Source organism: Micromonospora sp. LH3U1, from assembly GCF_028475105.1.
GTDB lineage: Bacteria > Actinomycetota > Actinomycetes > Mycobacteriales > Micromonosporaceae > Micromonospora.
Window position 1 is genome coordinate 304,056 of sequence record NZ_CP116936.1, and the last position, 13,868, is coordinate 317,923.

Annotated in this window: 8 protein-coding genes and 2 pseudogenes; 6 read left to right on the forward strand and 4 right to left on the reverse strand. The window is 67.3% G+C overall.

Annotated elements, in window-relative coordinates; genetic code table 11:
- Positions 1 to 5 precede the first annotated feature (5 nt).
- Together PCA76_RS01455 and PCA76_RS01460 are read right to left on the reverse strand one after the other, a co-directional pair.
- The gene (locus PCA76_RS01455) at positions 6 to 1,484 is read right to left on the reverse strand and encodes a tyrosine-type recombinase/integrase (protein ID WP_272614724.1); all 1,479 of its coding nucleotides are present in this window, start codon (positions 1,482 to 1,484) and stop codon (positions 6 to 8) included.
- Between the two features lie 2 nt (positions 1,485 to 1,486).
- Complete coding sequence (locus PCA76_RS01460) at positions 1,487 to 1,885, reverse strand: helix-turn-helix transcriptional regulator (RefSeq protein WP_272614725.1); 399 nt, start codon at positions 1,883 to 1,885, stop codon at positions 1,487 to 1,489.
- Between the two features lie 2,188 nt (positions 1,886 to 4,073).
- On the opposite strand from PCA76_RS01460, the gene PCA76_RS01465 reads away from it, so the two are divergent.
- The 3 genes and pseudogenes from PCA76_RS01465 to PCA76_RS01475 all read left to right on the forward strand — a co-directional run.
- Complete coding sequence (locus PCA76_RS01465; protein WP_272614726.1) at positions 4,074 to 5,009, forward strand: replication-relaxation family protein; 936 nt, start codon at positions 4,074 to 4,076, stop codon at positions 5,007 to 5,009.
- Between the two features lie 124 nt (positions 5,010 to 5,133).
- Positions 5,134 to 5,304, forward strand: a pseudogene (locus PCA76_RS01470) (ISL3 family transposase); the annotation flags it as partial.
- 4 nt (positions 5,305 to 5,308) lie between these two features.
- Positions 5,309 to 5,527 (forward strand): annotated as a pseudogene (locus tag PCA76_RS01475) (transposase family protein); the annotation flags it as partial.
- Positions 5,528 to 5,576: 49 nt separating this feature from the next.
- Here PCA76_RS01475 and PCA76_RS01480 read toward each other — a convergent pair.
- The gene (locus tag PCA76_RS01480; protein WP_272614727.1) at positions 5,577 to 6,710 is read right to left on the reverse strand and encodes a DNA cytosine methyltransferase; all 1,134 of its coding nucleotides are present in this window, start codon (positions 6,708 to 6,710) and stop codon (positions 5,577 to 5,579) included.
- Between the two features lie 305 nt (positions 6,711 to 7,015).
- On the opposite strand from PCA76_RS01480, the gene PCA76_RS01485 reads away from it, so the two are divergent.
- From PCA76_RS01485 to PCA76_RS01495, 3 genes are read left to right on the forward strand one after another with little or no spacing between them, the layout of a single operon-like run.
- Positions 7,016 to 8,611: a sigma-70 family RNA polymerase sigma factor gene (locus PCA76_RS01485; RefSeq protein ID WP_272619119.1), complete on the forward strand. Its 1,596-nt coding sequence runs from the start codon at positions 7,016 to 7,018 to the stop codon at positions 8,609 to 8,611.
- On the forward strand, positions 8,604 to 11,681 hold the full coding sequence (locus PCA76_RS01490) for a helicase-related protein (protein ID WP_272614728.1): 3,078 nt from the start codon (positions 8,604 to 8,606) through the stop codon (positions 11,679 to 11,681). Before PCA76_RS01485 ends, PCA76_RS01490 begins: the two co-directional genes overlap by 8 nt.
- Before the next feature lie 11 nt (positions 11,682 to 11,692).
- A complete protein-coding gene (locus PCA76_RS01495) occupies positions 11,693 to 13,432 on the forward strand; it encodes a hypothetical protein (protein WP_272614730.1) in 1,740 nt (579 codons plus the stop codon).
- Here PCA76_RS01495 and vsr read toward each other — a convergent pair.
- The gene (gene vsr, locus PCA76_RS01500) at positions 13,368 to 13,847 is read right to left on the reverse strand and encodes a DNA mismatch endonuclease Vsr (protein WP_336298040.1); all 480 of its coding nucleotides are present in this window, start codon (positions 13,845 to 13,847) and stop codon (positions 13,368 to 13,370) included. The two genes, PCA76_RS01495 and vsr, sit on opposite strands and share 65 nt — an antisense overlap.
- Positions 13,848 to 13,868 lie beyond the last annotated feature (21 nt).

The window sequence follows — 13,868 nt, forward strand, 5'->3', positions numbered from 1 at the left end:
TCTGTCTATGCGGCGCGCTTGCGTCGGCGGGGGAGCAGTTCGGCGGCGGCTTCGGCTTTGGCGCGTTCGACGTCGAGTTCGGCGATGACGGAGGTGTAGACGTCGGTCATGGCGGCGGAGGAGTGGCCAAGGAGTTCCTGGATGTCTTTGAGGTCGGCGCCGGCGGCTTTGAGGTAGGTGGCGGCGCAGTGCCGTAGGTCGTGTAGCCGGATCGGGGGTAGGTCGGCGTCGCGGACGAGGACCTCGAAGCGGTCGGTAACGGCGTAGGGGTGCCAGGGCTGCCCGTCGGGTTGGACGAAGAACAGCCCGGTGTCGGGCCAGGTGTGACCGGCCGCGAGTTTCCACTGGGCGCGGCGGGCGCGGTGGGCGCGCAGGACGACGCGGGTGATGCTGGCCATGGCCATGATCCGGTTGCCGGACTCGGACTTGACCTTCTTGATCACGGGCGTGTAGCCGTGAGTGGCGATCTGTTGGGTGACGCTGATCAGGGAGTTGTCGAGGTCGACGGCGGCGTCGGTGAGTCCGACGGCCTCGCCGCGGCGCAGTCCGCGGTGCAGGATGAGCGCGAACAGTGGGTAGAGGGCGATGTCGTGCTCTTCGGCGTGGTCGAGAAACGCGCCGGCCTGCTGCGGAGTCCAGACCATGACCGGGCTGGGCCGCTCACCGGTGTCGCGCCACCGCTGTACGGCTTTGGTGGTCCATACCCGGGCTTTGGGGCGTACCCCGGAGGGCAGTTCGATGTGGGCGGCGGGGTTGAAGTCGATGAGCCGGTTGTTGCCGCGGCGGATGGCGTCGTTGAGTGCCTTGCGCAGGGTGGCGCGGATGCGGTGCATGCTGGCCGGTTTGGTGGTGCGCAGGCCGCGGACGCTGGCGCGGATGGTGGGGTCGTCGCTCTGGCGGGCGATCTCGATGGCGGTGCTGCGGTCGGCGATGGCGGTGAACATGGCCTCGATGTGCTCCACCCGCAGTTTGACCAGGGGGATGGCACCGAGGTGGGGGACCAGGTGGGTGCGGATGTGCGACTCGTACGCGAGCATCGTGTTGGGTTGGACGCTGCGCAGGTTGTGGCGCGACGCCAGCCACGACTGCAGGTATTCGCCGACGGTGGTGGTGACGGTGGCCGGTAGTCCGGCGCGGACCCGGCGGGCGATGGTGTCGCGGTCCGGTAGCGGGGCACCGGAGGCGACGGTGAGGAGCAGGTCGGCGATCTCGGCGGCGACGGCGGGGTCGTCGCTGGCGAGGGCGAGCAGGGCCTTGGCGTGGTCGCGGTCGGCGGTGGCGGCGTCGCGGGTGTCGAAGGTGCTGCGGCGTAGTTGCCGGCGCGGCTTGCCGCGGTGGGTGGGTAGTTCGAGTTGGTAGGCCCACCGGCCGTGGGTGGGGCTCCACGCCCCGCTGGGCCGGCGCAGCTGCGGGCAGCGGTTGCCGAGTTTGCGGCCGTCGCTGTCGCGGCAGGAGCAGCGTTTGAAGACGGATCCTTCCGCCATGGTCAGGTGTTCCCTTCGATCGGGGTGTGCGGCAGCTGGGGGCTGCGGATTCGGTACGGGGTGATCGACGCGTGACTTCCGCCGGTGGTCAAGTCGTCGCCGGGCGGTCCGGTCGAGGACCCCGGGTCGTCGGCGGCGGGTAGGTGCAGGGCGGTGAGGATGCCCGCGACCGGTACGCGGTAGCGGGTGCCGAACCGCAGCACCGGAACGGGGAACCGGTCGCGTTTGGCCAGGTCGTAGGCGGCGGACCGGGACAACCCGAAGATTCGGGCGGCCGTGCTCAGGTCGGTGACCGCGCCCAGGGCGCGGATCCGCTGCGTGGTCCAGGTGTCGTGGGCGCCGTCGCCGGCTGGGCGGGTAGGAGCTGCGGGGGTGGGGCGGTGCTGGTCGGGGGTGCTCATCGTGCGGTGGTCCTTCCGGTGATCAAGACAGGAGCGTTAACGGTGTCTCCGGGCACGGGCGGCTGGTCGATCCGGCAGTAGCGATCGGCGCGGAGATGCCGGCGGCGTCCGCGCCGTGGCCCGGGCGTCGGTGGATCGTTGAGCAAGCCGAGTGGTCGCGACACGGACGAAGGTGGTACGGGTTAGCGGGCTGGACAGGTGGCGTGTGGTCCGAGGTGGTGCTCGTTCACGGTGATGTCGACTGCGCCGGGCGAGTCGGGCCTGACACTTGTAAACCCGCATTTGTGTGCTCTGGCGAACGCCTGCCTCACTCACAGCCGCTCACAGCGACTCACAGAGCCGCCGTTCAACCGCTGACTTCTGGTCCGCGCCACGCACCGTGCCTGGTGCCAACGCGCCCGCCCGAGGCGCACGGACAGCGATAGCTGCCGATTGTGTAGCGGGCGCCTCGCGGTTGGAAGTGACCCCTGATGTCCCGCCCGATGACGTGCCGTTGGCCGCGTGAACGTGTTACACGACTGTGGCCGCGGCGGGCGCACCCACTCATGTTTGTCGATATCAAGGGTTGCTGGCGGACACGTGGCACTGCGAGGTGCGCGCCACTGGCGGCGGGCCTTCGGTCGTTCTGCCCGCGCCGGCGCAGCGGCGTCACGCCGGTGCCGATGGCGCTGGCGCTGGTGCGCCCCGTGGCCAACCGGAAGTCAACGGAGACCCGTGTTGCGCGCACATCCCGACTGTCAATGCCCTGCTCAGCGACCGCGTCGGACACAATGTCAACGACTGGCGTCGATGACATATGCCACCGCTCGGACATCCTCTTGCGGCACGCGTTGACACGATCCACCAGTTTCGGACAACGCCTACGTACGCGATGTCAATCGCCGAGTGTGGATGGACGGCGCCTGCGGTCGGCGTGCGTGTCTGGACACGCGTCGCGGTGTCACTGTCGGCGGCTCTGCCATCTTGGCTGTGGCCGCGCCACGCCGCGGCGGACAACATGTCAATCGAAGGACGTCGTTGACATCGGACGGTGGCGCGGCACCCGGGTCGGGCGCGAGAGTTGGCCTCCCGCATCTCCCAAGGTGCGACTGCGCCTGGCGTGGGATGAGGCGCTGAGCGATGTCCCCGGGTGAACAGGCGGCGTCACCGTGGTCGAGACCCCGGGTCACTCCCACGCGGCTCATGCGCGCAAAGCTCCAGCGGGTACGTCCCACCTGTCCGTTGACAGCGAAGTTGAACCGTTGATTCCCGCGACCAGGGACGGCTCATCTTCGGCGGCACGGGAGGCGGTCGCTGTGAGCCGCTGTGAGTCTTTGTGAGTGGCTGTGAGTCGCTGTGGGTAGGGCTCCGGATAGCCCCTCGTCTCGTGCTCTCGCGCCGTGGCCGCACGCACTCACAGCCCTGGTCAGGGACCCCGTAGGAACGTGGGCCGGCTGTCGGTCGACGCGGAGCGGCACAGCGCTGTGAGTGGGTGTGAGTCGGACAGGCGTTCGCCAGCGCACACAAACGGCGGTTATATAAGTGCAAGCGCAGTGCGGCCCCCGATCGGGTATACGTCGTGCCGGCTGCCCCGGACCACGTGGGGCCGTCTATCCGGCCGCGCCGACCGGTGGCCATACCGCCCAAGCGGTCGTCCGGGCGCGGTATCGGCTCGTAGATCCGCTTTCCCACCGGGCCGCGACCGTCGACTGGCCGCCTCGCGGGCCGGGCAGGACGTGACCTGCGGACCTGGTGTCATCGCGTCATTCGCTGCCCCGTCGGGCGGCACCGGCTATCACCGGCCAGATGACGCATCGCCGGGGGATGGCGTGATTCGGGGTCCGCGGGTGGCGGGAGTTTGCCACCGACGGCGGGACTGTCCCGCTGTCGCCAGCCTGGCCGAGTCGCGGCCCTCGTTGACGGAACCCGGTACCCGCTGGACTCATGGGACCAAGCGGCATCTCGTCTCACACGCCTCCGGCGGTTGCCGTTTCTCGGCCGCCCTCGCAGTAATCAACGGGCCGGTGAACCGTGCCGAGGTCAGTTGCGGCGTCAGTGCCCGCCTCCGTTGCGGGGTCGTCCTTGAACCTGACCCGGCAACGGACCCCCGGTTCCGCTCACACCGCAGCACACACCGCCAGTGATCAGATCCGTCCCAGCTCAGAGAGACCTTCCGGTCTCTCCCTCACCCCCGCAGGAGCCACCAACCATGTCCGATCAGATTCTTCGTGCCCAGTCCATGCTGACCGCCCGCGACCACGTCCTGCTCGGCTGGCTGGCCGACCACGGCGTGCTGACCACGCCGCAGGTCGCCTACGCCCTGTTCCCGTCGCTGGACTTCGCCCAACGCCGGCTGCGCCGGCTCCACGATGTCGGCGTCATCGACCGGTTCCGGCCGCTGAAGACCGACGGCGGCTCCTACCCGTACCACTGGGTCCTGGACCAACTCGGCGCGGAACTCGTCGCCGTGGACCGTGACCAGCCACCGCCACGGCCCAGCCAGACCAAGGCCCGACGCCGCCGCTGGACCGTCGCCCGCATCCTGGACCACCGGCTCGGCGTCAACCAGTTCTTCACGGACCTCGCCGGTCACGCCCGCACTCACCCCGACCATCAACTGCGGCGGTGGTGGCCGGAGGCGCGGTGCGCCGACCTCGGTGTCTTCGCCAACGCCGACTCTCACGTCGCACTCCAGGTCAGTCCCGCCCCGGTCCATCCCGACGGCCACGGCATCTGGACGGCCGGCAACCGGCAGGTGCCGTTCTTCCTCGAGTACGACACCGGCACCGAACCTCTGACCGAGCTCGTCCGCAAACTCGACGACTACCACCAGATGGCCCGCTGGGGAGGGCCGCAGTGGCCGGTGCTGCTGTGGCTGCACTCCGCCGAGCGCGCCCACCACCTGCACCAGCGACTGGCAGAGCAGACGCTGTTCGCGCCCGTGGTCACCGCCAGCCGCGACCATGCCGCCCGGGCCGCCATCGGCCCCGCCGGACCGCTGTGGCAACTGCACGGCCATCACGGCCTGCTCACTCTGGCCGACCTCGCCGACGCGCTGCCCTTCCTGCAACACCCCGACCACGGGCCCGACGCGTTCGGCCATCCCTTCGCCCCGCGCCGAAAGGCCGGGCCGCCGCAAGGCTGAACAGCAGACCGCCGCGCCCGCACGTCGGTCGACGGCAGGACCTGCGACGTACGCCGCGTCGAGCCCTGTCTCCGACGTCGCCACACCTTGCGACTCCGCCGGTGTTCACGCCTGTGCCGCGATCCGCACACGGAGCGTTGACCCCTACCGCGACCACCTGCGCCGCCGTCGGCAGCAAGATCCCGCCGTCGGCGCTACCCAACTCCTCGCCGAGATCAGGGAACTGGGCTACACCGACAGCCTCAACCTGCTCTACCGCTACATCACCCAGGGCCGGGTCGAAGCTGACCCCCCCCGAGGTGATGATCCCGTACCGCAGACCCAATGACGGCAGCGAGCTACCCGATCGGAAGAAGGACCTGAACAAGCAACACCGCACGGTCCGCGCCCAGGTCGAACACGCTCTGGCTCGCATGAAGAGCTTCAGGATCCTGCGGGACTACCGGCGTGCTACCAGCACATTGACCGATACCGCTTCCGCCATCGCCCACCCGCACAACATCATCCTGCTCGGGTGACACCAGCGCCGGTGCCGGGCAACGCCTTCACCGAGTTACGAGACGTCCTTTAGCGAGACGACAACGTAGGACGTGCCGCATTTGCAGACGAAGGCGGGACCGTCGCGCGGCGGTGGGTTCGGGTGACTCGAGTCCGGGCGTTCTCCACATGCTGCACGATTGCTTCACCGACTGCTTGGGCGAGCTTCGGCGGCACGGCATTACCGATGAGCCGCCCAAGGGGAGCGAACTGCACCGGATCCTCGGGCGCGACGAACTCATAACCGCGCGGGAAACTCTGAAGGATCGCAGCTTCTCGCAGAGAGATTGCGCGGTCCTGTTCGGGGTGACCGAAACGGCCGGCGCCATAGTTGTAGGACAACGTCGTGATGGTCGGCGATGGTTCATCCCAGGTCATGCGGGCGTACACGTTGCGAAAGGTGGAGCCCGATGACTTACGGTGGCACGGGGCGCGAAGGTCCTCGCGCCAGTCCTCCCAGGTGCCGCCTGGCTTCGAGCTTCTGATCCTCTCCAGGTTGACCGGCGTCAGCGTGCGGCTCTTGTGGAGACGATCCGTTGGGTCTACTTTCCCGTGGGCGAGCGGGGGAAGTCCCCGAATGGCGCGTTCGACGGTGACATAGTCGGTCGACACGAGTGCGCCCTTGGGTACGCGAATATCACCAAGTAATGAAGCGACGAGAACCATTCGGCGGCGATGTTGGGGAACTCCGTATGCGGGGCAATAGCACGACTCGAAGTGGACCGAGTAGCCGAGCTCTCTCAGCTTGAGGACGAATTCCTTGAACACCGCGGTGCTTCCAATGCGGGGAACGTTCTCCATGGTGACGACTTCGGGCCTTGTGCCCTCCACCAGGCGGCGAACTTCGTTCACGAGCGGCCACTGGGCTTCTTGGGAGGTGTCGGCACCCCGCCGGTACGAAGAGAACGGCTGGCAAGGGGCGCAACCAGCCAATACACGGACGGATCCCTTCGGCCACATGGCGGCTAACTCGCTGGCCTTCAACTCCCGCACGTCCTTCTTGTGAAAAGGTGCGCGGACGTTGGCGCGGTAGGGATAGTCGCAGGTGGCGTCGATGTCGACTCCCGCGACGACGTCAATGCCCGCGTCCTGTAGGCCGTACGACAGGCCGCCCACCCCGCAGAATAGGTCAACTGCGGCGATCTTGAGGGGTCGTGGGGCCATGCTCGGATCTTAGTTGGTTGACGACCTTCAACGCTGGCTGGCGTCCTCGCCAGGCTCCAGGCCCGAGCGGAAGTTGCAGTGGGCTGCCTAACTGTCCACTGTGCGACACATGTGCCCGTCGCTCGACGGGTGTGGGAGCGCTAGCGTTTCCACATGACTCATGATCGACGCTGGAGCGGCGCTGGCTGCGACGTGAGGCGCCGCTGCCCACTGGGCGAATGGAACACTTGTTCCATTCGTCCGGTTCTGTCGTAGCCCAGCCCTACGCTCGGTTCACACGACGAGGAGGGCACATGACGGCGGCCATGAGGGCTTCAGCGCCACCTTCCGCGCGTGTGTCCGCAGCTCTCGCTGAAGAGCTGCGGGGGATTCTCGATCGACACGAGGGTCCTCGAGCGCAGTCGCTCGTGGCGGACTTCGCCGTCCGCCATCGCCTCACCCACAACGATGTCGACGCCTTGTTGGTGATGCTGACCCGGCAGCGAGCCGCGAGCCACACGGCGTCGCCATCCTGCCCGTCGGCAACTGGGCCGTCCTCGCCGGCCCACCTCGTCGGTCCGGCGAAGGCTGAGGACCCCAGCCTGCAGGGCTGCTCGCCCCTCGTCTCGGCCGTCGGCGAGCAAGACGAGGAGCAAGACGAGGACAGCCTTGCCTGGATGTTCGAAGACGTCCCTGAGCCGTCCGCATTTCCGGCGTCCGACGACGCGGTGGGCAAGGCGTTCGAGGACCTGTTCGGTGACTGGAGCCGTACGGGCGGCAAGCTGACGCGGGCCGAGATCGCTCTGCTCGCGACACGACGTGGCCTCTCCGCCGATCAACACGGTGAGCTGCTGGGCCTGTTGGAGGGCGCTGGCGTTGAACTGCCCGCGCCCGTAGAGGTGCGCCCGGTGAGATCCGCGGCCAAGGGCTACGAGCTGCAAGGGGACAGTGTCCGCCAATACCTGCGGGCCATTGGCCGATATCCCCTGATCAACGCCGTACGCGAGGTCGAGCTCTGGTCCCTGATTCGGCAGGGGGAGGCGGCGCGATGCACACTTGATGCCGGCTGGAGCGAACTCTCACGAAAAGACCGACGATCGCTGCGTGACCGTGTCGACGACGGGCGGGCGGCGCACGCCGAGTTGGTGTCTGCAAACTTGCGGCTCGTGGTGTCGATCGCCAAGGCCAACCAGTACCACCACAGCGGCGTCGAGTTCGCCGACCGGATTCAAGATGGCAACCTCGGCCTGATGCACGCGGCAGACCTCTTCGATGGCTCCAAGGGTTGCAAGTTCTCCACCTACGCGACCTGGTGGATCAAGCAGTCCATCGATCGAGGCATCGCCAATCACGGACGAACCATCCGCATTCCCGTCCATGTCCACCAGCAACTGCGGAAGGTCGCGAAGGCGGCCCGGAAGCTGACTGCCCGGCTGGATCGGGAGCCCAGCCTTGCCGAGCTCGCCGACGCGACCGAGATGGAAGCTGGGAAGGTGCAAGCGATGCTGGACTACCTGCGCCCGAATCTCAGTCTCGACATGCTCTACGGCGACGAAGGCGACCTTAGGCTGTCGGACATTCTCGTTCACGAGCAGGAACGCGACGGACGCACCGACCCGGCGGAGATTGTCGGTCACGCGATGCTTAATTCGGACATCGAACGCACCCTCCGGAAGTTGCTGTCCGAGAGGGAAGCGAGTGTGATCCGACGTCGGTTCGGCCTTGGCACCGGCGAGGAGGAGACTCTGGACGAGATCGGCGCCGACTACGGCGTCACCCGTGAACGAATCCGGCAAATTCAGATGAAGGCGATGAAGACGCTCCGAGAGCACAAAGGTGCCGCAGCCCTGCGTTCCTACGTGACCGACGGTCCCGCGGCCGACCTGTCCACTGGATCTGTCAAGGGAGAGCGTGATGAGTGACAGCAAGGGGCAGACGCTCGAAGAGGCGTGCGACAGGTTCGTCGCCTGGCTGGACCGTCGGGTGGTGGCGGCGGGTCGCGGCGATGGCCTGGACCGACTGGAAGTGGATCCGTCGGGGACCTTCTGGCTGGGGCGGCTCGCCTGCGAGGACGAGGTGCGAAAGGGCACCAGCGACGACCGAGCGGAGCGGCTCGACCCGTGCGCGATCGGCATCCGGTTCCGTCCGGCCGAGGCCCCGCCGTGGTCGATGACGGTGACGGTGCGGGCCCGCGCCTGGGTCAAGGACCCCAAGGATGGTCCGGACCCGGACCGGCGCTGGTGGCGTACCGGTCTCGTCGAGGAGGATATCTCCGTCGTGGTCGGCGCCGGTGGCGGGATCTTCGGCGCGAAGCAGCTACGAGATGCCTTCGCCGCGGTCGGTGCGCCGGGCCTGACCGCTGAAGTTCGGGTCGACGTGGAGGATTGGCACCGGGACACCGAGCTTGTCGTGCAGCTGGTAAACACCAGCCCGGAGAAGTCGCGCGGCGGCCTGACCGACTCGCACCTCTACGAGACGCAGCTGGAGGTTTCAGGGCTCGCCACCACCCCGTTCCAGTTGGAGGCCCTGCCCGACAGCTTCCGTTACGACCGCGACGTGCCGGCGTACGGCATCAACGTCGGTGTCGAGGTGCCAGCGCCTGGGGTGTTCCGCAGCTCCGACACCATCACGGTACAGACCGTCCGCCCCGGATATTGGAACAGCAGCCGGCCGGAGCCGACGCTGTCGTTCGAGCGGCTCGCTGCCGATCCGATTCCGGAACTCACCGCCCTGGTCGAGGCGCTCGAAGAGTACGACCACACCCACTGGTCGGAGCCGGCGTTGGCGGCCAGGGAGGTGGCCGAGGGCTGGACACCGGGAATGCGTGCCGAGGCGAACAAGGCGGCAGCCGAGGTGTTCGCCGAACTCGACCGGCTGCGGACCGGGCTGGAGCTTCTGCAGACCAATCGGGACATCCGCCTGTCGTTCCAGCTGATGAACAGGGCGATCGGGCTGAGCGCGAAGGGACGCGGCTACGACTCCTGGCGGCCGTTCCAGGTTGGGTTCCTGCTGTCCGCAATCCGCTTCCTCGCCGAACCCGCCAAGGACGCGAAGGTCGTCGACACCGTCTGGTTCGCCACCGGTGGCGGCAAGACCGAAACCTACCTAGGGCTGTTGTTGACGACGGCCTTCCTCGATCGGCTGACCGGCAAGCGTACCGGCGTGACGGCCTGGTCCCGGTTCCCTCTCCGGCTGCTGAGCTTGCAGCAGACGCAGCGTTTCGCCGATGCGCTCGCCGGCGCCGAGCTGGTCCGCCAGGAGGCGGTGTCACTCCAGGAGGCGAACGTCAAGGGTGCTCCGTTCAGCCTCGGGTTCCTCGTCGGCAAGGCTGGTACGCCCAACAAGATCGTGCCCAAGCCGGAGGAGAACGAGATCGACCCGGACAGCCCGGGCATGCCTGACAAGTACCGGGTGCTGCTGCACTGTCCGTTCTGCCGGAACGAGAACCTGCGGATGAGGTTCGACCGTCAGCGTTGGAAGCTGGAGCATCACTGCACCAACACGCAGTGTCCCTGGAAGCGGGGTGCCCTGCCGGTGTACATCGTCGACCAGGAGATTTTCCGCTTCCTCCCGACCGTGGTGGTGGGGACGCTCGACAAGGCCGCGTCGATCGGCCTGCAGCAGGCGATGCGCGGCCTCGTCGGGCCGCCGCAGAAGCTCTGCTCGGTCGACTGGCACGGCTTCACCTACGCGACCAGGTCGAAGACGCCCAACGGCTGTCTGGTACCCGACTGCCAGGGAACCCTCAACCCGCTGCCGATGCCGGCGGAGCGGTTCGCGCCGTCGCTACGGTTGCAGGACGAGTTGCACCTGCTCCGCGACAGTCTGGGTGCCGTTGACTCGCACTACGAAAGCCTGCTCGACTATCTGCAGAACGAGCTGACCGGTAGCCACGCCAAGATCGTCGCCAGCAGCGCGACCCTCACCGGCTACTCCCACCAGGTCAAGGTCCTCTACCAACGCGAAGGCCGGGTTTTCCCACAGCAAGGCCCCCGCTCCGGCGAGTCGTTCTGGACGGTGCGCAAGGAAGAGAAACTGCGACGCTTCGTCGCGGTCGCACCGCGCGGGGTGACGCTGGAGCACGTCAGCGACCGGACCCTGGATGCCTTGCAGCGCTGCGTCCGCAGGCTGATCGACGAGCCGTCGGCCGTCTGCGCGGAAGCCGGTATCGATCCGAAGCATGTCGACGAGCTGCTCAGCCTCTATGGCACGAACGTGGTGTACGGCTCCACCCTCTACGACGTCGAGGCCGCCGGTCGAAGCCTGGGCAGCAACAACACCGTCGACGGCATCAACGTCGAGCAGCTCACCGGACAGACCGACTTCGACGAGGTGCGCGACATCCTGGAGCGGTTGGAGAAGCCCGAGGAGAAGTTCGAGGATCGCATCCACGTGATCGCGGCCAGCTCGATGTTGTCGCACGGGGTGGACATCGACCGGCTCAACACGATGGTCATGCTGGGTCTGCCGTTGACGACGGCCGAGTTCATCCAGACCACCGCCCGCGTCGGCCGCCGGCACCCGGGACTGGTGTACGTCCTGCACAAGATTGGTCGGGAACGCGACGCCCAGACGTTTCGGCATTTCGACAAGTACGTGAGCCAGGGTGATCGGTTCGTCGACGCCATTCCGATCACGCGCCGCAGCCGGCGGGTGCTGGCTCTCACGCTTCCCGGGATGGTCGCGGCTCGCACCCTGATGGTGCACGAACCGGCCAGCAAGCAGCGATTGAGCACACCGGCGAAGCTGCGCCAGTACGTCCGCGACGCGAAACTGACGCCCGATGACGAGGCGGCGGCCGTGGCTGAGATTCTCGGCCTCGTCGGTCCGGAGGACATTCTGCACCGGCAGCAGATCGTCGAGTGGGTCCGCGACTGGTTCGCCGATCTTGAGGACCCAGCCACCAAGGCCCAGTTCATCAGCCAGATCGGCCACCCCTCCCCCATGAGAAGCCTCCGCGACGTCGAGGCCCAAGCTCCGATTCACGACTGAAGGCGGACGAGATGACGAAGTTGGGTTCTCGCAGCGGCAGCCAGATCCTGCGGACCTTCCTGCCGGAGCAGACGGTCGACCTGCGTGGTGACATCTACCGGGTCGACGAGTGGTCGGCCCCGAGCCCGATCGAGATCGACTCCGATGTGGTGCGGTGGAGTCTGTTGACCGAGATCGGCCCGTGGACCGCCAACGACAAGGACGGCGGCATGGCCGGGGATCTGCTGCGCAGGGTGCCGGTGGAGGTCGTCGAACTCGACGATCGTCGTGGCGTGACGGTGGAGCGATACCCCCGAGTCTGGTTGTGCCGGGTCTGCAAACGCATCGGTAAGTCCGAGGATGCCCGCTGCAAGTGTGGCAAGCGTGCCTGGGGTCAGCTTCATTTCGTCGGCGTACATGAATGCGGTGCGATCACCGAGCCCTGGATCCGGCGCTGCCCGCAGCACGACGACGTACGGGTGGTCGTGCCGAAGAGCGCCAAGGCCGCGGACATCCGTTTCGTGTGCCCCGTTTGTGACACGCCGACCATGCCGGCGGGGCTGGGTTTCAACAAGAAGTGCGTGTGCGGTGACGGCCTCGTGCGGTGGAACGTTCACAAGGCCCGCATGGTCTACGTGCCGCGCGGCATGGTGCTGATCAACCCACCGCGGCCGGAACACCGGGAGAACTTGAAACTTGCCGGCGGTTCGCGTAAGGCGTTGATCTGGGTGGTCGAGGGGTTGACGGTGGCCAGGCCCGCCGACGTGACGGCAAAGCAGACCCGTAAGGAACTGGTCGACCAACTGATCGGCAGCAAGATGCCGCCGGAAATCGCGGAGCAGATGGCAACGGTCGCCGAGCAGGCCGGCCAATTGGCCAAGGCCGGCGATCACCCGACCGACCGGCTCCCTCCGGCCCGGCGTGAGGTGGCCGAACGGGAGGCCGTCGACATCGCGATGGCGTTGGCGGAGAGCCGGACGCCGACGACGGCACTGCGCCTGCCGGATCCCGACGATCCGCTCGAGAAGCGCTACCGGGAGAAGTACCCGCCGGCCCTGCGTCGGGCCGGCATCGACGGGCTCGACCTGGTCGACAGATTTCCGATCCTCAACGCCATGTACGGCTACACACGGGGTGAAGACGATCCGTCGAAGTGCCGGCTGGTGCCGTTCCGGCGCAAGCGGGGCGGCTACCGGCTCTACGGCAACCTCGCCGAGACTGAGGCGTTCCTGATCCGGCTCGACCCAATCCGCGTCGCGACGTGGCTGGCCGGACGTGGACATCGGCTAGCGGGGTGGACGCCGGAGTGCGCCGACCCGGTCGTGGCCCGAGTCGCCATCCTGGAGGCGGCCCAGGTTCCCAACAAACGCGACGATCCGCAGATGGAGTCGGTTGGCGCCGACGTGCTCAAGCTGATTCACACCTACGCGCACCGGCTCATCCGGCAGACCGCCGTCTTCTCCGGCATCGAACGCGACGCGCTCAGCGAGTACCTCGTACCCCACCATCTCGGCTTCTTCCTGTACGCGGCCGCTCGGGGTGACTTCGTGCTCGGCGGCATGCAGGCGGTGTTCGAGTCTAACCTCGACGATCTGTTGACCGCGTTCGTCGATGCGGAACACCGCTGTCCGTTGGATCCCGGTTGTGGGATCGGCAGTGGGGCTTGTGCGGCCTGCGTTCACCTGGGTGAGCCGTCGTGTCGATTCTTCAATCGGTTCCTGGACCGCGGCGTGTTGTTCGGGCGGAACGGCTACCTGCGAATCTCGACATGATCCGCTCCCGCCAGATCGTTTCCACCCGATCGGCCGCCTCGGTCACCGTCTCGTGTTCCCACACATGGACCGCGATCCATCCCAGTTCGGCCAGCGCGGCGTCCTTGGCTCGGTCCCGGACGACGTTGCGGTCGAGCTTGGCGACCCACCAGTCTCGGTTGTTGCGGGGCGTCGTGCCGTGCTCAGGGCAGCGGTGCCAGAAGCAGCCATCTACGAACACCGCCACCTTCGCCCTGGTCAGCGCGATGTCCGGACGTCCGGGTAACCCGGGGTGGTTGATCCGATACCGTAGCCGGCGCCGATGCAACTCCCGGCGCAACGCCAGCTCCGGTTTGGTCGAGGCGCGGGCCTGCCGGCTCAGGCGGGCCGAGGTGGCGGTGTCCAGGGGTGTTGGCATGGTCGACTTTCGGCCCATCTCTCCAACCTATCTGGGGAG

Excerpts from the sequence above, each read along its gene's own strand:
- PCA76_RS01455 (WP_272614724.1), bottom strand. The coding sequence starts at position 1,484 with ATGGCGGAAGGATCCGTCTTCAAACGCTGCTCCTGCCGCGACAGCGAC.
- PCA76_RS01490 (WP_272614728.1), top strand. The coding sequence starts at position 8,604 with ATGAGTGACAGCAAGGGGCAGACGCTCGAAGAGGCGTGCGACAGGTTC.
- vsr (WP_336298040.1), bottom strand. The coding sequence starts at position 13,847 with ATGGGCCGAAAGTCGACCATGCCAACACCCCTGGACACCGCCACCTCG.
- PCA76_RS01465 (WP_272614726.1), top strand. The coding sequence starts at position 4,074 with ATGTCCGATCAGATTCTTCGTGCCCAGTCCATGCTGACCGCCCGCGAC.
- PCA76_RS01495 (WP_272614730.1), top strand. The coding sequence starts at position 11,693 with ATGACGAAGTTGGGTTCTCGCAGCGGCAGCCAGATCCTGCGGACCTTC.
- PCA76_RS01485 (WP_272619119.1), top strand. The coding sequence starts at position 7,016 with ATGAGGGCTTCAGCGCCACCTTCCGCGCGTGTGTCCGCAGCTCTCGCT.
- PCA76_RS01480 (WP_272614727.1), bottom strand. The coding sequence starts at position 6,710 with ATGGCCCCACGACCCCTCAAGATCGCCGCAGTTGACCTATTCTGCGGG.
- PCA76_RS01460 (WP_272614725.1), bottom strand. The coding sequence starts at position 1,885 with ATGAGCACCCCCGACCAGCACCGCCCCACCCCCGCAGCTCCTACCCGC.